The sequence below is a fragment of the Qaidamihabitans albus genome, assembly GCF_016464705.1.
Lineage (GTDB): Bacteria > Actinomycetota > Actinomycetes > Mycobacteriales > Pseudonocardiaceae > Qaidamihabitans > Qaidamihabitans albus.
In genome coordinates this window covers 14244-33001 of record NZ_JAEHOB010000016.1, presented here as the reverse complement: position 1 = coordinate 33001, position 18758 = coordinate 14244, and the positions used below count along the sequence as shown (strand labels likewise).

18 protein-coding genes are annotated in these 18758 nt (G+C 71.6%); 12 read left to right on the top strand and 6 right to left on the bottom strand.

Annotation, left to right across the window (positions count from 1 at the left end; genetic code table 11):
- Positions 1 to 9: 9 nt before the first annotated feature.
- Positions 10 to 312 (bottom strand): WhiB family transcriptional regulator, encoded by a 303-nt coding sequence (locus JAP66_RS25345; RefSeq protein WP_199434464.1) that lies wholly within the window; start codon positions 310 to 312, stop codon positions 10 to 12.
- Positions 313 to 641: 329 nt separating this feature from the next.
- Between JAP66_RS25345 and JAP66_RS25340 the strand changes: the two genes are divergently transcribed.
- From JAP66_RS25340 to JAP66_RS25320, 5 genes are all read left to right on the top strand, one after another.
- Entirely contained in the window at positions 642 to 1628 is a 987-nt protein-coding gene (locus tag JAP66_RS25340) for a MerR family transcriptional regulator (RefSeq protein ID WP_235999444.1), read from the top strand.
- Positions 1629 to 1653: 25 nt separating this feature from the next.
- Entirely contained in the window at positions 1654 to 2523 is an 870-nt protein-coding gene (locus JAP66_RS25335) for a hypothetical protein (protein ID WP_307849712.1), read from the top strand.
- A 141-nt stretch (positions 2524 to 2664) separates the two neighbouring features.
- Entirely contained in the window at positions 2665 to 3261 is a 597-nt protein-coding gene (locus tag JAP66_RS25330; protein ID WP_199434360.1) for a response regulator transcription factor, read from the top strand.
- Positions 3262 to 3565: 304 nt separating this feature from the next.
- Positions 3566 to 4138, top strand: a complete 573-nt coding sequence (locus JAP66_RS25325) for a sigma-70 family RNA polymerase sigma factor (RefSeq protein WP_199434359.1) — start codon at positions 3566 to 3568, stop codon at positions 4136 to 4138.
- Positions 4139 to 5092 (top strand): anti-sigma-D factor RsdA, encoded by a 954-nt coding sequence (locus JAP66_RS25320; RefSeq protein ID WP_199434358.1) that lies wholly within the window; start codon positions 4139 to 4141, stop codon positions 5090 to 5092.
- Positions 5093 to 5153: 61 nt separating this feature from the next.
- Here the strand turns inward: JAP66_RS25320 and JAP66_RS25315 are convergent, their stop codons facing one another.
- Positions 5154 to 5549 (bottom strand): DUF5319 domain-containing protein, encoded by a 396-nt coding sequence (locus JAP66_RS25315; protein ID WP_199434357.1) that lies wholly within the window; start codon positions 5547 to 5549, stop codon positions 5154 to 5156.
- A gap of 95 nt (positions 5550 to 5644) precedes the next feature.
- Between JAP66_RS25315 and guaB the strand changes: the two genes are divergently transcribed.
- From guaB to JAP66_RS25300, 3 genes are all read left to right on the top strand, one after another.
- A complete protein-coding gene (gene guaB / locus JAP66_RS25310; RefSeq protein WP_199434356.1) occupies positions 5645 to 7150 on the top strand; it encodes an IMP dehydrogenase in 1506 nt (501 codons plus the stop codon).
- Positions 7151 to 7307: 157 nt separating this feature from the next.
- Positions 7308 to 8441, top strand: a complete 1134-nt coding sequence (locus JAP66_RS25305; RefSeq protein WP_199434355.1) for a GuaB3 family IMP dehydrogenase-related protein — start codon at positions 7308 to 7310, stop codon at positions 8439 to 8441.
- A gap of 94 nt (positions 8442 to 8535) precedes the next feature.
- Positions 8536 to 10248, top strand: coding sequence for an FAD-dependent oxidoreductase (locus JAP66_RS25300; protein WP_199434354.1), 1713 nt, complete (start codon positions 8536 to 8538; stop codon positions 10246 to 10248).
- Between the two features lie 10 nt (positions 10249 to 10258).
- On the opposite strand, the gene JAP66_RS25295 is transcribed toward JAP66_RS25300, so the two are convergent.
- Positions 10259 to 11656: an aldehyde dehydrogenase family protein gene (locus JAP66_RS25295; RefSeq protein WP_199434353.1), complete on the bottom strand. Its 1398-nt coding sequence runs from the start codon at positions 11654 to 11656 to the stop codon at positions 10259 to 10261.
- A 90-nt stretch (positions 11657 to 11746) separates the two neighbouring features.
- On the opposite strand from JAP66_RS25295, the gene guaA reads away from it, so the two are divergent.
- Positions 11747 to 13291, top strand: a complete 1545-nt coding sequence (gene guaA, locus JAP66_RS25290) for a glutamine-hydrolyzing GMP synthase (RefSeq protein ID WP_307849711.1) — start codon at positions 11747 to 11749, stop codon at positions 13289 to 13291.
- A 25-nt stretch (positions 13292 to 13316) separates the two neighbouring features.
- Positions 13317 to 14102, top strand: a complete 786-nt coding sequence (locus tag JAP66_RS25285) for an E3 ubiquitin ligase family protein (protein ID WP_199434351.1) — start codon at positions 13317 to 13319, stop codon at positions 14100 to 14102.
- A gap of 50 nt (positions 14103 to 14152) precedes the next feature.
- Here JAP66_RS25285 and JAP66_RS25280 read toward each other — a convergent pair whose 3' ends face one another.
- Both JAP66_RS25280 and JAP66_RS25275 read right to left on the bottom strand, forming a co-directional pair.
- A complete protein-coding gene (locus JAP66_RS25280) occupies positions 14153 to 14392 on the bottom strand; it encodes a hypothetical protein (protein ID WP_199434350.1) in 240 nt (79 codons plus the stop codon).
- Positions 14385 to 15644, bottom strand: a complete 1260-nt coding sequence (locus tag JAP66_RS25275; RefSeq protein WP_199434349.1) for a PspC domain-containing protein — start codon at positions 15642 to 15644, stop codon at positions 14385 to 14387. The genes JAP66_RS25280 and JAP66_RS25275 overlap by 8 nt, the downstream gene beginning before the upstream one ends.
- Before the next feature lie 130 nt (positions 15645 to 15774).
- On the opposite strand from JAP66_RS25275, the gene JAP66_RS25270 reads away from it, so the two are divergent.
- Together JAP66_RS25270 and JAP66_RS25265 are read left to right on the top strand one after the other, a co-directional pair.
- Positions 15775 to 17133 (top strand): ATP-binding protein, encoded by a 1359-nt coding sequence (locus tag JAP66_RS25270; protein ID WP_199434348.1) that lies wholly within the window; start codon positions 15775 to 15777, stop codon positions 17131 to 17133.
- Positions 17130 to 17804, top strand: coding sequence for a response regulator (locus JAP66_RS25265; protein ID WP_199434347.1), 675 nt, complete (start codon positions 17130 to 17132; stop codon positions 17802 to 17804). The genes JAP66_RS25270 and JAP66_RS25265 overlap by 4 nt, the downstream gene beginning before the upstream one ends.
- A 4-nt stretch (positions 17805 to 17808) precedes the next feature.
- Here the strand turns inward: JAP66_RS25265 and JAP66_RS25260 are convergent, their stop codons facing one another.
- Positions 17809 to 18720 carry a DMT family transporter gene (locus tag JAP66_RS25260; protein WP_199434346.1) on the bottom strand — a complete coding sequence of 304 codons (912 nt, stop codon included), beginning with the start codon at positions 18718 to 18720 and terminating at the stop codon, positions 17809 to 17811.
- Positions 18721 to 18758 lie beyond the last annotated feature (38 nt).

Genomic DNA, 18758 nt, shown 5'->3' with positions numbered 1-18758 from the left:
GAGAGTGGGTCAGCTGCCGGCGAGGCTCAGCGTGCGCTTGCCGGACTTGATGATGTTCTCGCGTTCCGACTCGGACAGGCCGCCCCAGATGCCGTAGGGCTCGTGCACCGCCAGCGCGTGACTCCGGCACAGCTGCAGGACCGGGCAACTGTGGCAGATCGCCTTGGCCCTGGCCTCTCTCCTCGCTCTCGCCGGTCCCCGCTCGCCGTCCGGGTGGAAGAAGGACCCGCTGTCCATCCCCCGACATGCCCCCTCCAGTTGCCAGTCCCACACATCCGCGTTGGGGCCAGGGAGTCTGCGCGTGTCTGCCATCATGACCGCCTCCGCTGTCCGGTCAGAGCAAACCGGACGTCTGCAGTTGTCCTGTGCGACTACTCCATTCGGTGCAACGCGCGTAACGTTAGAAGCGCGCCAATACTTGTTCAAGGAATTCGGAGCGATTCAGCCGTTAGGTCTCCCCCGGTTGTGTGATACGTGACACACCGCGTCGGTCGCTCCGGTTGCCTCCGTGCGGCGGCACCGGGATATTGACCCTGGTGCGATCCGGGGCCCGCTCAGATCCCACAGCCGGCCCGGCGCCGGCTGTGGGGGAGCGGGCTCAATCGGACAAGCCTGCGGAACCAGAGGCCGTCGAGCCCACGCTGCCCGTCGCCTCGGTCGCTCGCAGGCTCGGTGTCGCACCGTCCACGCTGCGCACCTGGGACCGCCGCTATGGGCTGGGCCCGAGCAGGCACACCGGTGGGCGGCATCGGCGATACGGCCCCGACGACATCGGCAGGCTGGAGCTGATGCAGCGGGCCCTGTTGCGAGGAGCGTCGACCGCCGAGGCCGCCCGGTACGCACTCGAACGCATGCCGAAGTCGGAGCAGCCGGGTGGTCCGGTGCCCGCCGAGCCGTCCGTGCCGACGGCCTCACTGCGCATCGAGACGTCCGACGGCGACGTGGTCCTGCCGGCCGAGGAGCCGCCGCACGCCCGGGGCGACGGCGCACACCCCGGACTGGCGCGACTCGCCCGGCGGCTCAGCACGGCCGCGCTCGCCATGGACGCTCCCGCGGTGCAGCAGACGCTCGCCGAGGCGATCACCGGCCATGGCGTGCTCGACGCCTGGGAAGGCGTGCTGGCTCCGGTGCTGGAGGCGCTGAGCGGCGGCCGGCAGCGGAGCCAGACCGGTGCGGAAGTGCACTATCTGCTGACCGAATGCGTGTTCGCGGCGCTCGTCAGGGCCACGCCGGTGCTCGCGGACCCACGCAACGAACGCCCGGTGTTCCTCGGCTGCGTGCCGGGGGAACGCAACGGTCTGCCGCTCTACGTGCTGGCCGCCGCGTTCGGCGAACGCCGGGTGGTCACGCAGCTCTTCGGCGGGCCGCTGCCCGCCGACGTGCTGACGGTCGCCGTACGCCGCAGCGCGCCCGCGGCCGTCGTGCTGTGGGCACAGCGGGGCAGCGTGGTCGAGCCGAGGCTGTTCACGCGGATCTTGCGCGGCCGTCAGCGCAGCCGCCTGTTCGCGTACGGCCCCGGCTGGGCCGAGGGCGACCTGCCGGGAAAGGTGGAGCTGCTCGGCGGCCTGCGGGATGCTGTCGACCGCATCGAGTACGTACTGCTCGGCGGTGCGCCCGGGGCACAATGAGGGCCCACCTCGGAACGGGAGCGACGTGCAGACGGTGCCGGACCACGAAGCGGTACTGCGCCGCGCGGCGTTCGGAGCCGCGCCCGGCATGGGTCCCGGTGCGCTCGCCCGCTCCGCGACGCCCCGCTGTCGCTGGCTGGCGGCCGTCGTGCTCGGCGGCCGTGGCCGGTACGCGGCCGCGGCGGCGCTGCTCCGCCCCCTGATCCTCGGCCGCGACGACCTGCTCGCGGCGCTGGCCGGCGCCACACTCGCAGCCCACCGGCGCCAGCTCGGCGGGCACGCGGCGGCCCGGCCGCTCGACGGCGCGGCACTGCTGCGCGCCTCGACCGCGGCAGCCCCGTCCGACGAGGACGGCATCGACGCGCAGGGTGCGTTCGCCGACGCGCTGCTCGGCCTGGCCGCGGACAACCTGGCGCTGGGCCGGCTGAGCGCGGCGCGCAGGTTGGCCGGGCGTGCGGTTACTTCGTGCCAGGGGTCCTCGGGCTGGCGGGCACGGGTGCGGGCCGGCTGGGTGAACGCCGAAATCGAGCTCGCGGCCGGCGCCGCCGATGCCGCCGTGCCGCATGCCGAGGAGGCCGTGCGGCTGAGCCGCGAGCGGGGGGCCCTGCGGCACGCCGTCAAGTCGGAGCTCGTCCTCGCCGCCGCCCTCGCCGCGACCGGGGACCCGCCGAGCCGCCACCGCGCCGCGGACCTGGCCGCTGCCGCACTGGCCGCCACCGGCGAGCATGCGCTGCACTCGCTGGCGTGGCCGGCGGGCCTGCTCGCCGCTGATCTCGATCCCGGAAACGCCGGCCGGCACAGCGCCGCGGTTACTCGCGAGTTACACGCTCTGTTACCGGCTGCGGACCCCGAGGGGAGGCAGCTCGCCCGCGAATCGGCGTGGGTACCGATTTGACGGTGTTGCCTGGGTCACAGAGGCTATACCGACATACGGGCGAGGTCTTCTTCAAAAAAAGCCACCGGATCGTGTCAAGGTGGGGCCTAAAGCGTCCGATAGGGGATATGGAATGTCACCCGGCTGCAGGAAGGAAACCCCGTGACGACGGTCTTGATCTGCGACGACCGACGCAGTGTCCGCGAAGGGCTCACCCGCGTGATGTCTGCCGTTGCCGGCGTCAGTCGCATCGACTGTGTAGCGCACGGTGACGAGTTGCTCGCCAGGTACTCCCGGCAGCCGGTCGACGTCGTGCTCGTGGGCACCCAGCGCGCGGTGCCCACCGGAGTCGAGGCCACCCGCCGCCTGGTCTCGGCCAATCCCCAGGCAAACGTGATCGTCTTCGGTGCGCCGGACGACGCGGGCAGCATCGCCGCGGCCATCGCAGGCGGCGCGCGTGGCTACCTCCGCTGGGACGCCTCCCGGCCCGAGCTCGTCGCCGCGCTGGCACACACGCTCGCCAGCACCTCCGTGCCGGCGCCCCGCCAGCCGTCCGACCCCGGTGTCCAGCTCACCGAGCGGGAGCTTCAGGTGCTGCGCGGGATGAGCCAGGGCAAGAGCAACGGCCAGATCGGCCGGGAGCTCTACCTCTCGGAGGACACGGTGAAGACCCACGCCAGGCGGCTGTTCCGCAAGCTCGGCGTGCGCGACCGCGCTCAGGCCGTCGCCCACGGCTTCCGCCGTGGGCTCGTGGCCTGAACCCCGGTACCGACAGCGCGCGCGTCACGCCCTGGTGACCGGCCGGAGGCCGGTGGGTGTGGCGTGCCGCTTTCGTTACACGATTTTGCCCTTATCGTCTGGTCGGATGACTCGTTGAAGTTTCGACCAGAGCGTTAGAGTCGGGCCCCCGCTACTTCGTGGGACACGGACGCGCCAGTAGTGACCGTGAGCGAGCATCGGAGGTGCCGGACGGTACGGTGGGCATCACCGGCGTGAGGGACATCAGTGCCGCCACGCCGTCTTCTTTGCACGCCTACACGTAACACCGGGACTGTTGTCTGCGATGGCCAATGTGGGGGATGGACTGGACGAGTCAGTCGCCGCCGCTGTCGAGGGTGAGCCTCAGGCGGTGGAGCGGCTGCTCGCAGCGATCCGTCCCCTCGTGGTGCGGTATTGCCGCGCCAGGGTCGGCAGGCAGGAACGGTCGTTCGCCTCGGCGGACGACGTAGCCCAGGAGGTGTGTCTCGCGGTGCTCACGGCATTGCCCTCGTACCGTGACCAAGGACGCCCTTTCCTGGCCTTCGTCTACGGCATCGCCCAGCACAAGGTTGCCGACGCGCATCGCGCGGCGGCCCGCAACCGTGCCGAACCAGTCGCCGAGGTACCCGATGAGGCCGAGGTCGGCGTCGGGCCGGAACAGCGTGCACTGCAGGGCGAGCTGAACGAGCGGATGTCGCAGTTGCTGCAGGTCCTGCCGGACAAACAACGCGAGATCGTGGTGTTGCGGGTGGTTGTCGGTCTCTCCGCGGAGGAGACGGCCGAGGCCGTCGGGTCGACTCCGGGCGCGGTCCGGGTCGCCCAGCACCGTGCCCTTGCGCGGTTGCGCAAGGTGCTGGCCGCTGAGGAGGTGGTCTGAGTGACGGAACGCGACGGCGGTGACCACGAGCGTGAGCTCGGAGCCGTGTTCGACGAGACGGGGCCCGCCACGGAGCAGACACCGTCCTCGGCCGGGGACTCCTCGGCCACCCCCGACCTCTCGGCGATCCAGGCCGACGATGCACTGCTCGACGCGCTCGGCGGCTCGGACCCGCAGCTGGCGGACGGATTGGGCGATCAGGAGCTGAACGCACTGCTGTTGGCCTGGCGGCGGGACATCGACAGCGAGCCCATCGCCGAGCTCGCCGACACCGAGACGGCCGTCATCACGATCAAGACCGCGACCCTGGCCAAGCGCCACGGTGGCCGCGGGCGCCGGCGGCGCATGCTCGTGCCCGTCGCCGCGGCGGCGGCCGTGCTCGCGATCGGGTTCACCGGTACGGCACTGGCTGCGCGGGACGCCCAGCCCGGCGACACCCTCTGGGGCGTGAGCAAGGTGCTCTACTCCGACCATGCCCGGTCGGTCGAGGCCGCCGCGTCGGTGCGCACCGAGCTCCAGGAGGCCAGCCTCGCGATCGCCCAGCAGCGGTACGACGATGCCCGCAAGGCGCTCGAGGATGCGCAGAACGCGCTCGGCAACGTGACCACCGAGGAGGAGCTGTCCCGGCTGAGAGCCAGGCACACCGAACTCATGGCCCAGCTCAACACGCCGCCGGGCACGGGCGAGCAGCAGACGTCGGCGACGGCTCCCGGCGGCAGCAGCTCTCCCACGGACTCCGGCCCCACCGGCACCCCGCCGACTTCCCAGCCGCAGATTCCGCCTTCACAGCTCGACCCGACGACCTCGGCGAGCCCGACGACTCCGCCGACCACCTCCACCTCGGCGCCGTCGACCAGCACCTCCAGCGACAGCAGCACCGGCACCGAGTCGGACGGCAGCAACTCGCGGCACGGCGCGTCGGTCGTCGACCCTGAGGTCTCGCCGGAAGGCTGACAACGCCGCACACGAATGGGGGCGCGTGACCGGACCGGTCACGCGCCCCCATTCGTGTGCGTCAGTATGCGCTCTCGGTCGCCGTGACCCCGTCGGCGAATCCGCGGCAGTAGTCCCAGCTCACATAGTTGGCCGGGTCTGGGTCGAAGGCCGGCTCGTGCGGGCGCATCTGGCCGTCGGCCAGCAGCTGTTCGAGGCTGGACCGCAGCAGGTGCCAGTCGTGGTAGTGCGGTTGATCACACTCGCCGCAGTCCACGACGATGCCACGCACGCCTCGCGGCTCCAGCAGCGCCTGGTAGACGGCCAGGTCCGACAGGTCGGCGAGGAGCTCGGTGCGTTCCTCGGGGCTGATCGGCTCGCCCGCCGACTCGTCCAAGGCGGCGATCTCCTTGGCCGGGTCGTTCGGGTCGTCGGCGAACGGGTCTGGGGGCAACACGTCGTGCGGCACGGCCTGCACGGTACCGGGCGGGCCCCCGGGTACGTCCAGATACCATCGTTAACAGGTCCGCATACCCAGTTGTCAGTCCCGCCGAGGAAGGTCAGGCGCCAGCCATGACGAGCGAGTCCACCGCCGCCCCGGAGAAGTTCGCGATGCTCGGGCTGACCTTCGACGACGTGCTGCTGTTGCCGGCGGAGTCGGACGTGGTGCCCAGTGCGGTCGACACGAGCACCCGGCTTTCGCGCAACGTCACCCTGCACGTTCCCCTGCTCTCGGCCGCCATGGACACGGTCACGGAGTCCCGGATGGCGATCGCGATGGCGCGCCAGGGCGGGATGGGTGTGTTGCAGCGCAACCTGCCGATCGAGGAGCAGGCGCAGGCCGTGGAGATCGTCAAGCGGTCGGAGGCCGGCATGGTCACCGACCCGGTCACGTGTGCCCCGGACGACACGCTCGCCGAGGTCGACGCGCTGTGTGCCCGGTTCCGTATCTCCGGGGTGCCGGTCACCGACGCCTCCGGGCTGCTTGTGGGCATCATCACCAACCGCGACATGCGGTTCGAGGTGGACCACAGCAGGGCCGTCCGCGAGGTGATGACCAAGGCGCCGCTGGTGACCGCGCAGGTCGGGGTCACCGCCGATGTCGCGCTCGGCCTGCTGCGCAGGCACAAGATCGAAAAGCTGCCGATCATCGATGGTGCGGGCAAGCTGCGTGGTCTGATCACCGTGAAGGACTTCGTCAAGACCGAGCAGTACCCCTACGCGACCAAGGACACCGACGGCAGGCTGCTCGTCGGCGCTGCGGTCGGCGTCGGGGCCGACGGGCATCAGCGCGCGATGGCGCTGGCCGACGCGGGGGTCGACGTGCTGATGGTCGACACCGCGCACGGGCACTCCAGGGCGGTGATCGACACGGTGGCGACGCTGAAGAAGGAACTGGGCGACACCGTGGACGTCGTCGGCGGGAACGTCGCGACCCGGGCGGGGGCGCAGGCGCTGGTCGACGCGGGCGCCGACGGGGTGAAGGTCGGGGTCGGGCCCGGCTCCATCTGCACCACCCGCGTGGTCGCCGGTGTCGGCGTGCCGCAGATCTCGGCGATCCACGAGGCGGACAAGGTCTGCCGGCCCGCAGGCGTCCCGGTGATCGGGGACGGCGGCATCCAGTACTCCGGCGACATCGTGAAGGCCATCGCGGCCGGCGCGTCCGCCGTGATGCTCGGCAGCCTGCTCGCCGGTACCGCGGAGGCGCCCGGTGATGTGGTGCTGGTGAACGGCAAGCAGTTCAAGACCTACCGGGGCATGGGCTCGCTCGGCGCGATGCAGTCCCGTGGCGGGAGCCGGTCGTACTCCAAGGACCGCTACGCCCAGGACGACGTGCTGTCCGAGGACAAGCTCGTGCCCGAGGGCATCGAGGGCCGGATCCCGTTCCGCGGGCCCCTGTCCAGCGTCGTGCACCAGCTGGTCGGCGGCCTGCGGTCGGGTATGGGCTACGCCGGGGCGCAGACGATCGCCGAGCTGATGGACGCGCAACTCGTGCGAATCACCGCGGCCGGGCTCAAGGAGAGCCACCCGCACGACATCACCATGACCGTCGAGTCGCCGAACTACACCACCCGCTAGCCACGCCGGCTGCATTTAGCCCGCAAAAGGCAGCCCGCACGGCCCGCCGGGGTGCATTCTGCGGGCTAAATGCAGCGTGATGGTGCCCCGTGCGCGGAAGGGCCGGACACCGTGGCCACAATGATCGGGCAGCACTGGCGACGAGAAGGGACTTCACGTGCGGGATCTGGTCGAGATCGGCATGGGACGCACCGCGCGGCGGTCGTACGACCTGGACGACATCGACATCGTGCCCTCCCGGCGCACGCGGTCGTCCAAGGTCGTCTCCACCAGCTGGCAGATCGACGCCTACCGCTTCGACCTGCCGCTCGTGACGCATCCGACCGATGCGATCGTCTCGCCGGCCACGGCGGTGTCCATCGGTGAGCTCGGCGGGCTCGGGGTGCTCAACGCCGAGGGCCTGTGGGCACGGCACGCCGACGCCGACGACGCACTCGCGCGCATCGCCGAGGCCGCCAAGGACGGCGCCGACTGGTCGGCGCTCGTCGGGATGCTCCAGGAGCTGCACGCGGCGCCGATCCGTATCGACCTGCTCACCGAGGCCATCCGCACGGTGCGTGACGCCGGCGTGACCGTGGCCGCCCGGGTCAGCCCGCAGCACGCGGCCGAGCTCACCCCGAACCTGCTGGCCGCCGGGGTCGAGGTCCTGGTGGTGCAGGGCACCATCGTCTCCGCCGAGCACGTGGCGCGCGACGGCGATCCCCTCAATCTCAAGGAGTTCATCGCCGACCTGGACGTGCCCGTGATCGCGGGCGGGGTGAGCGACTACCGCACGGCGATGCATCTCATGCGAACCGGTGCGGCCGGGGTCATCGTCGGCCACGGCTACAGCCCCGGCGTGACGAGCACCGACCGCGTGCTCGGAATCGGGGTGCCGATGGCGACCGCCGTCATCGACGCGGCGGCGGCACGCCGGGACTACCTTGACGAGACCGGCGGGCGGTACGTGCACGTGCTCGCCGACGGTGGGGTCAGCTGCAGCGGCGACATCGCCAAGGCGATCGCCTGCGGTGCCGACGCGGTGATGCTGGGCGCGCCGCTGGCGGCGTCCGCCGAGGCGCCCGGGCAGGGGCTGTACTGGACCGCGGCCGCCGCGCACCCCTCGCTGCCGCGGTCGCGGGTCGCTCCCGGGCCGGGACACGGCGTGGACCTGAAGACGCTGCTGCACGGGCCGTCGTCGGATGCCGAGGGCGTGGTCAACCTGTTCGGAGCCCTGCGGCGCGCGCTGGCCAAGACCGGCTACTCGGACCTGAAGGAGTTTCAGAAGGTCGGCCTCACCGTGCGCGGGTGACTGCCTTTAGCGGGCTAAATGCAGCGCGGGGCGGGGCTAACTCGGCGGTAACTTACCTCTGGTCAGAAGTTAACGTCGCGGCTACGCTTTACGTGTGACTGCGCGTAACACCACCACTGGACAGGACTACGACGTCATCGTGGTCGGATCCGGGTTCGGCGGCAGCGTCGCCGCCCTTCGGCTGACCGAGAAGGGCTACCGGATCGCGGTCATCGAGGCCGGCCGCCGGTTCGCCGACAACGAGTTCGCCAGGACCTCCTGGGACCTGCGCCGCTATCTCTGGGCGCCGCGACTCGGCTGCTTCGGCATCCAGCGGGTGCACATGCTCAAGGACGTCATGGTGCTTGCGGGCGCCGGCGTCGGCGGTGGCTCGCTCGTCTACGCCAACACGCTCTACCGGCCGCTCAAGCCCTTCTACACCGACCGCCAGTGGGCGCACATCACCGACTGGGAGGCCGAACTCTCCCCGCACTACGACCAGGCGAGCCGGATGCTCGGCGTGGTCACCAACCCCAGCGTGACGCCCTCCGACGAGGTGATGCGCAAGGTCGCCGCCGACATGGGCGTGGCCGACAGCTTCCACCCCACGCCCGTCGGCGTCCACTTCGGCAAGCCCGGCGAGTCCTCCGCCGATCCGTACTTCGGCGGCGCCGGCCCGGCCCGCACCGGCTGCACCGAGTGCGGCTCGTGCATGACCGGCTGCCGCGTCGGCGCGAAGAACACGCTGGTCAAGAACTACCTCTACCTCGCGGAGCAGGGCGGCGCGAAAGTCATCCCGCTGACCACCGTCACGGCGCTCCGGGAGCACGGCGACGGCTCGTTCGAGGTGGACATCCGCAAGACCGGCACCACCTCGCGGCACTTCACGCACACCCTCACCGCGAACCACGTCGTACTCGCCGCGGGCACCTGGGGCACGCAGCGGCTGCTCCACAACATGCGTGACACGGGCACGCTACCCCGCCTCTCCGCCCGGCTCGGCGAGCTCACCAGGACCAACTCCGAGGCGATCATCGGCGCCGGCCGCCCGACGGTGGACCCCGAACGCGACTTCAGCCGCGGCGTCGCCATCACCTCGTCGATCCACCCGGACGAGACGACGCACATCGAGCCGGTGCGCTACGGCAAGGGCAGCAACGCGATGAGCCTGCTGCAGACCATCGCCACCGACGGCGCGTCGGAGATGCCCCGGTGGCGGCAGGCGCTGCGCGCGCTCGTGCGGCATCCCTTGCGGACCGTCAAGCTGCTCAACGGCTACCGGTGGAGCGAGCGCACCGTGATCCTGCTCGTGATGCAGAGTCTGGACAACTCGATCACCACCTACACCAGGCGCGGTCTGTTCGGCCGCCGCCGCTACACCTCCAAGCAGGGCCACGGACAGCCGAACCCCACGTTCATCCCGGCCGGGCACGAGGCCAACGAGCGCACCGCCGAGCACATCGGCGGCATCGCGGGCGGCACCTGGGGCGAGATCTTCAACATCCCGCTGACCGCGCACTTCATCGGCGGCGCACCGATCGGCACCGGCCCCGACAAGGCCGTCATCGACCCGTACCACCGGGTCTTCAACTATCCGAACCTGCACGTCGTGGACGGCTCCGCGATCACCGCCAACCTCGGCGTCAACCCGTCACTGACGATCACCGCGCAGGCGGAGCGGGCCTTCTCGCTGTGGCCGAACAAGGGCGAACCCGATCCACGGCCCGCGCAGGACGAGGGCTACCGGCGCCTCGAGCCGATCGCCCCGAAGCAGCCGGCCGTGCCCGCGGACGCCCCGGCTGCGCTGCGCCTGCCCATCGTCAGCTGACCCGGCATCCTCACCGGTCCAGGCCGGCCAGGACGAGGACGCGTTCCTCCGTGAGGTCCCGCATGGTGGCCTCGACGCCGTCCGCCGAGGACGGCACGTCGCCGACGACCAGCCCGCCGATGTCCAGCTCGTCCGCCGCACGGAACGCCGCGCGCACGTCGCGGGTGAACACGCCCGCCTGCGAGCCGTGCGCGGAGACGTTCACGGCCGCGAACGCATCGTCGGCGGAGTCGACGACCGACACCGCGAGCACCGGGCCGAACACCTCCTCCGTCCACACCTTCGCGTCGGCGGGGACGTCCGTGAGCAGCGTCGGCTGCACCGTCGAAGTCTCGCGCGAACCGCCGGTGAGCACCTTCGCGCCGCCCGCGGTGGCCTCGTCGATCCACGCGACGATGCGCTCCGCCGCCGCCTCGTCCACGACAGGGCCCACCGACACCTCTGCGTCGTAAGGGTCCCCGGTGCGCTGCGCCCGGACCGCGTCCGTGAGCTTGGACACGAACTCCTCGGCGACCGCCCGCTGGACGACCACCCGCTGCACCGCGGTGCGGGACTGGCCCGCCTGGCAGGTGCCGAACGTCGCGATCCGCCGTGCCGCGTCGTCGAGGTCGGGCCAGTCGGCGAGCACCGCGACGGTGGTGTTCCCGCCGAGTTCGAGCACCAGGTGCTTGCGGTCGGCGGCCTCGGCCAGCGACCGGCCGGCCGTGGCGGAGCCGGTGAACGACACCACCGGCAGCCGGGGTTCGGCCGCGAGCGCCGTGGTCTCGGCGTCGCCGACCGGCAGTACCGAGAACGCGCCCGCCGGCAGGTCCGTATCGGCGAGGAGCTCGCCGAGGACGAGCGCCGACAGGGGAGTGCGAGGCGCCGGCGTCACCACGACCGGCGCGCCCACCGCCAATGCGGGCGCCACCCTGTCCGCGACCAGGCCGAGAGGAGAGTCGAACGGCGTGACCGCCAGCACCGCCCCGCGCGGCACGCGGCGCACCAGCGCCACCCGGCCGGCCCCCGCCGGCTCGGTGCCCGCACGCTGCATTTCGCCCGCAGAATGTCGCGTGCGCTCGGCGGCGAGGCGGAAGACGGACACCGCGCGGGTCACCTCGGCCTCCGCCCAGCGCAGTGGCTTGCCGCTCTCCGCGGTGATCACCTCGGCGAGCTCCTCGGCCCGCGCCGTCAGCCCCCTGGACACCTGCTCCAGCGCCTCGGCCCTGGCGTGCGCGGGCGAGCGGCGCAGCGCCGGGGCGATCTCGGCCGCCGCCGCGACGGCACGTTCCACCTGGTCGGCGGCCGGTACGGCGACGGTCGCCACCTCGCTGCCGTCGTAGGGATGGGTGACGACGCGCGTGCCGGCTCCCTGCTCGGCACGGCCGGCGATCCAGGCGGGCCGCGGTTCCGGGGTGATGGTGTCCATGGCGTGCACCGTAATAGCCACCTGGAGGCGATGCCGGGCAGCTCACCTGGGACGATGAAGTTGCCCGTTCGACAAGGCTGGAGGTTCGTGGTGGCAGAGGGTCCCGTGCTCGTGGTGGACTTCGGCGCGCAGTACGCGCAGCTGATCGCCCGCCGGGTCCGTGAGGCGCAGGTGTACTCGGAGGTCGTGCCGCACACCGCCACCGTCGAGGAGCTGCTGGAGCGCGATCCGTCCGCGATCATCCTGTCCGGCGGCCCCGCCAGCGTCTACTCGCCGGACGCGCCGAACGTCGACCCCGCGCTGTTCCGCACAGGCGTCCCGGTCTTCGGTATCTGCTACGGCTTCCAGGCGATGGCGCAGGCGCTCGGCGGCGTCGTCGAGCACACCGGCACCCGCGAGTTCGGGCGCACCGAGCTGGGCGTGTCCGGCGGCGCGCTGCACGAGGAGCTGCCGGCACGGCATCCCGTGTGGATGAGCCACGGCGACTGCGTCACGAAGGCCCCCGAGGGGTTCACCGTCACCGCGGGCAGCGAGGGCGCGCCCGTCGCCGGCTTCGAGGACACGCGGCGCGGCCTCGCCGGCGTGCAGTACCACCCCGAGGTCGCGCACTCGCCGCACGGGCAGGAGGTGCTGCGCCGGTTCCTGCACGAGATCGCGGGTATCCGCCCGCAGTGGACCACCGCGTCCATCGTGGACGAGCAGGTCGCCGCCATCCGTGAGCGCGTCGGCGAGGGTCACGCGATCTGCGGGCTGTCCGGCGGCGTGGACTCGGCGGTCGCCGCCGCGCTGGTCCAGCAGGCCATCGGCGCGCGTCTCACGTGTGTCTTCGTCGACCACGGCCTGCTGCGCGCCGGCGAGCGCACACAGGTCGAGCGGGACTTCGTCGCCGCGACCGGGGTCAACCTCGTCACGGTGGACGCGCGTGCCCGGTTCCTGGACGCGCTCGCCGGGGTCACCGACCCCGAGGAGAAGCGCAAGATCATCGGTCGCGAGTTCATCCGGGTCTTCGAGCAGGCCGCGCGTGACCTCAAGGCCAAGGGCGACGTCGACTTCCTGGTCCAGGGCACGCTCTACCCGGACGTCGTGGAGTCCGGCGGTGGTTCGGGGACGTCGAACATCAAGAGCCACCACAACGTCGGCGGGCTGCCCGAGGACCTGCGGTTCCAGCTCGTCGAACCGCTGCGGCTGCTGTTCAAGGACGAGGTGCGCCGCGTGGGCCTGGAGCTCGGCCTGCCGGAGACCATCGTGCACCGCCAGCCCTTCCCCGGGCCCGGGCTCGGTATCCGGATCATCGGTGAGGTGACCGGCGACCGGCTGGAGACGCTGCGCGCCGCCGACGCCATCGCCCGCGAGGAGCTGACCGCCGCCGGGATGGACCGCGACATCTGGCAGTGCCCGGTGGTGCTGCTCGCCGATGTGCGCAGCGTCGGCGTGCAGGGAGACGGTCGCACCTACGGCCACCCGGTGGTGCTGCGTCCGGTCTCCAGCGAGGACGCGATGACCGCTGACTGGACGCGGCTGCCCTACGACGTGCTGGAACGCATCTCCACCCGCATCACCAACGAGGTGGCCGACGTGAACCGGGTCGTGCTCGATGTGACGAGCAAGCCCCCGGGCACGATCGAGTGGGAGTGATTCGACGAACTGGGGGTAATGCGTCATGTGGATCTTCGGCGTCCTGATGATCGCCGCCGCGGTGGCCGGATTCTTCTACATGCGGCACACGAAGAGTGAGCTGCATGCGATGGTCGGCACCGAGACGCTGTCCATCCCGGAGCTCGAACGGTTCCGCGAGGTGTCCGACGAGCTGGGCGCCAAGGGCTCGTTCCGCAAGACCGCCGAGATCGTGGGCGCCGCGCACCCGCGTCCCGAGGGCCTGCTCACCGCCGAGCTGTCCAAGACCGAGTCCGTCTGGTACCGCTACCGGGTCGACCGGCAGTACGAGACCGTCGAGTACCGCGACGGCAAGCGATACCGCAACAAGCGCACCGAGAACGTCGCCGACCACACCTCCGGGCACGGCTACGCGCTGATCGACGAGCAGCGGCGCACGATCGGGGTGGACCCGAACGGCACGAAGCCGGACGGCGCCGAGCAGACGATCAAGCGGTTCGAGCCGCACCACGGCGGTGGCGGGAGCACCGAGCTGTTCGGGTTCCGGCTGCCCGCCTTCCTGGGCAGCAACGGCAGCTCCACCATCGGCTACGACTACCAGGAATGGGTGATCCGGCCCGGCCGCCAGCTCTACATCCTCGGTGAGGTGCACGACAAGATCGGCCCGCTGGTGATCGGGAAGCCGGAGAACGGCGGTCATTTCCTGATCTCCACCCGCACCGAGGAGGAGCTGCGCCAGGACCGCGTCACGCGGCACAAGCTGCTCGCGGTCGGCGTGATCGCGGCGACGCTCATCGGTCTCGGCCTGGTCGTCGCCGGCCTGGTCACCTAGCGCTCGTGAGTGCGGAGACGAGTTAGAACTCGTCTCCGCACTCACGAGCGTCAGCAGCCGCCCTTGCCGCGGTCGCTCCGCATCGACGCGGCGAGCATCAGCACACCCACCAGCACCGCGCCACCGGCAAGCACCCAGCGCAGGTCGACTCCGGGGAACCAGCTCGCGCCGTCCGAGAGGATGTAGCCCGACACCCCCAGCGTGGCGAGGCCGGCGATCAGCGTGAACACGTCGACCCCGCGCGTGCGCTGCCGCACCGCGCCGTTCCCTTCGTTGTCGTGCTCAGCCACGGTGCACCTCCAGGTTTCCGACCGCGTTCTTGACGTCCAGAGTGATCCGCTGGCCACCGCGGCCGTCGGTGCCGGGATCGAAGCCGGTCAGCGGCCCGGTGCCGATGCCCGACTGCTCGCGGCCGAGGCAGCTCGTGTTGCCCATCGAGTTGTGGCAGGTGTAGGTGACGTCCGCCTCCGGCGGCACGATCACCGTGGTGTTGCCCGCCCCGTTCTCCACACTCGTGCGCACCGGGTCGGACGCCTCCAGTTGCCGCAGGTCGAGCTGGATGTCCCCGGCCGCGCGCTGGTAGACGGGCAGTACCTCGGCCGCCGTGCGCGGGGTCGCGTCGAGGTCGCCGACGCCGCCCCGGATGTCCTCGAACGGCACCGCGGTGAGCAGGAGCCCTGCCACCGACAGCGGCGCCGCGAGCCCGATCAGCCCCCGGCCGCCACCGGCGAACGAGCCGGCGACCATCCCGAGCCCGAGCACGCCGAGCACCAGGCCGATGACGTGTGCCGGGGTGAACCAAGGCTCGCCGTCGGCCACCAGCGCGGCGCCGATACCGCCGACGGCCAGGGCCACGCCCGCCGTCGCGATACCGATCTTCGACCGGTGCCGCGGCGGTGGGGGCGCAGGTGGCTGCGGCGGAGCCGGAGGGTCGGGCAGGTCCCAGGCCAGTGGTGCGGCGCCGAGCGGGTCCCACGTGGGTGGTTCCCGCCGCTGCGTGCCTGCGGAGTTCGTCGGGTACATGGAGGCCTCCGGCCAGGTGTTCTCGGTGGGATAGCCGTACGCGGGGGCGGGCGTGGGCGGGGCCGGCCGGTTGAGGTGGCCGCGGCTGCGGTGCAGCAGGTAGAGCGCGGTCACCACCATTGCCAGCCCGACGAAGCCGCCGCCGTCGAACCAGTTGCCTGCGAACGCCCAGCTCGATACCGGAACCAGCAGGCAGCACAGCACGACGGCGAAGCCCTTGGAGACCGAGCTGCGCCCCTTGCCGATCAACCCCTCGAAGGCGGACACCTCGTCGTCCTCCTCGGGCAGGAACAGCCAGCCCAGCAGGTAGACGGTCAGACCGATACCGCCGAAGATGGTCATTGCCACCAGGGCGACCCGGACCACGACCGGATCGATGCCGTAGCGGTTGCCGACAGCGGCCGCCACACCGGCCAGCTTGCGGCCCCTCCTAGGGCGCCTGGGCCTGCTCGCCCAGAAGTCCTTCACCGTCTCCTCGAAGCCTCCAGGCTGCTTCGAGGTATCAGTCTCACCACTCATGCCATCGAGAATGCGCTCCGGAAAGGGGCCCGCACATCGGGGAACACCCCTGAACTTCGCCCGGCAGGGTTCAGGGTGGGGGAACGGTTCAGGGGTTTCCCTGATGAATACCGCCCGGTCCCGTGTGAACATGGATGACGTGCAGGAACAGCCCACGCAGGAGCGCGCCGCGGGCGCCGTCCGGGAACCGGGCGCCGCCGAGGTCGAGGTGCCCGCCGCCGCGGCCGTGGCCGAGCCCGAGGGGCCGCCGAAGATGTACCGGCGGCGCACCGGGCGCACGCTCGCCGGTGTGGCCGGTGGGCTCGCCGACCACCTCGGCGTCCGGGTGCTCTGGGTGCGTGCGACGTTCGCGCTACTCGCGGCGTTCGGCGGCGCCGGGTTGGTGGCCTACGGGCTGCTCTGGATGTTCGTGCCGCAGCAGTCGAGGGAGGCGGCTGCCGCGGCGCAGTCAGCGCGGGAACGCCAGCAGGCGATCGGCCTGCTCGCACTCGGGATCGGGCTCACGGTCGCCGGTGGCGCGCTCAGCGGGCTGTTCAGCGGCTGGCTCGGCCTGCCGGTCGCGGTCGTACTTGTGGGCGCTGCCGTAGTGTGGCGGGAGGCCGACGAGTCGCAGCGCAGGCGCTGGCGGCACGGCGCGCGCACGGGGGTCGCCGGTGCGGTGCTCGGCGGGCGCGGCTGGTCCGCGGTCGTCCGCGTCCTCGCCGGGGTGGCGCTGGTGATGACCGGCATCGGCGTGATCGTCCTGCGCGACAGCAGCCTCGACCAGATCCAGTTCGCCCTCATCGCCGTGCTGGCCACGCTGGTCGGCGTCGCGGTGCTGACCGTGCCGTTCTGGCTGCGGATGGTCCGCGACCTCGGCGAGGAGCGGCGGGCCCGCATCCGCACCGAGGAACGGGCCGAGATCGCCGCACACCTGCACGACTCGGTCCTGCAGACGCTGGCGCTGATCCAGAAGCAGGCCGACACGCCGCGGGAAGTTGCCCGGCTCGCCCGTGGCCAGGAGCGGGAGCTCCGGGGCTGGTTGTACGGGCCCTCCGGCTACGGCCAGCCGAAGCAGCCCGTCACCGAGGCCGCGGGCACGCTGTCGCAGGCGGTCGCCGCCGTCTGCGGCGAGGTGGAGGACACGTTCGCGATCTCGGTGCAGCAGGTGGTGGTGGGCGAGGCCGAGCTGGACGAGCCGCTGACCGCGCTCGTGCAGGCGGCGCGCGAGTCGATCGTGAACGCCGCCAAGCACGCCGAGGTGCAGGAGGTGAGCGTGTACGCCGAGGTCGAGCCCACGTCGGTGACCATGTTCGTGCGCGACCGGGGGAAGGGCTTCGATCCCGAAGCGGTTCCGGACGACCGGCATGGCCTCGCCGACTCGATCCGGGGGAGGATGGAGCGCAACGGCGGCACGTGCCGGCTGCGGACGGCGCCAGGGGAGGGCACCGAGGTGCAGCTGGCGATGCCGCGCAAGGTCAGTGCCAAGGCGACCCAGGGAGCGACGTGACGGAGAGCCAGCAGACGCGCGAACCGGTCCAGGTGTTCCTCGTCGACGATCACGCGCTGTTCCGCGCGGGTGTGCGCGCCGAGCTGGAGTCGATCACCGACCAGGTGCGGGTGGTCGGTGAGGCCGGCTCGGTCGCCGAGGCGGTCGCCGGCATCACGCGCGTCCGGCCGGAGGTGGTGCTGCTCGACGTGCACATGCCCGACGGCGGTGGGGCCGAGGTGCTGCGCCGGTTGCGGCCGGAGCTGCCGGACATCGTCTTCCTGGCGCTCTCGGTCTCGGACGCGGCCGAGGACGTCATCGCCGTGATCCGCGCCGGTGCCCGCGGCTACGTCACCAAGACCATCTCGTCCACCGAGCTCGTCCGCGCGGTGGTGCGGGTCGCCGACGGCGACGCGGTGTTCAGCCCGCGGCTGGCAGGCTTCGTGCTCGACGCGTTCGCCGACCGCCCCGGCTCGGCGCCGATCAGCGATCCGGAGCTCGACCTGCTCACTCCCCGCGAGCGGGACGTGCTGCGGCTGCTCGCGCGCGGCTACGCCTACAAGGAGATCGCCTCCGAGCTGTTCATCTCCGTGAAGACAGTGGAGACGCACGTGTCGAGCGTGCTGCGCAAGACGCAGCTGTCGAACCGCTACGAGCTGTCCCGCTGGGCCTCCGACCGGCGGCTGGTCTGAGCCGTCAGGGCGCGGCGGCGGGAACGGGGAGCGCGGCAGGAGTGCGCCTGCGCACCCGGGTCAGCGCCACCCCGGCGAGCACCACGACCATGCCCGCGATCACCCGCGGGTTGAGCTGCTCGTGCAGGAACACGGTGCCGAGCAGCACCGACACGACCGGTAGCAGGTAGCCGACCATCGACGTGGCCACGGCGCCCTCGGCGGCGATCAGGCGGTAGTTCAGCGCGAACGCGATGCCGGTGGAGAACACCCCCAGGATCGTGACGGCCACGATCGCCCCCGCGTCGATGTGGACCGGGTTCAGGCCGCCGACCGGCACCGCCAGCATGATGAAGCCGCTCGCCGTGATCATCTGTGCGGCGGCGAGGGCGATCGGGGACGCACCCGTGCGGGACAGGAAGCGCCCCTCGTAGACCATCACGAAGCCGTAGCTGGCGGCGGCGGCGAGGATGGCCACCGCGCCCCAGGTCAGCAGTTCCGAGGACCGCTGCCACGGGGCGAAGATCAGGACCGTGCCGGCGAGGCCGAGTGCGAGGCCGGCCGCCCGCGTCCGGGTCAGCCGCTGTTCGGTTCGCCACAGCAGGGCCACGGCGAGTGCCCACAGCGGCGTGGTCGAGTTCAGCACCCCGGTGATGCCGGAGTCGACGGTCTGCTCGCCGACCGCGAACAGCAGGAACGGCAGCGCGTTGTGGAACATGGCCGCGACGGCCAGGTGCAGCCAGATGCGGCGGCTCCCAGGAAGCCGGCCCCGGTAGGCGTAGCAGAGCACCGTCAGTACCACGGCGCCGAGGACGAGCCGGGCCAGGACGAGCTGGACGGGAGAGAAGGCGTTGAGGCCCAGCTTGATCCAGAAGAAGCTGGAGCCCCACATCAATGCGAGCGCCCCCAGCTGCAGCAGTGTTCTCAGTTCGCGCACCGGTCCAGATTCGCCTCACCCGGCTATAAGGACAAGCG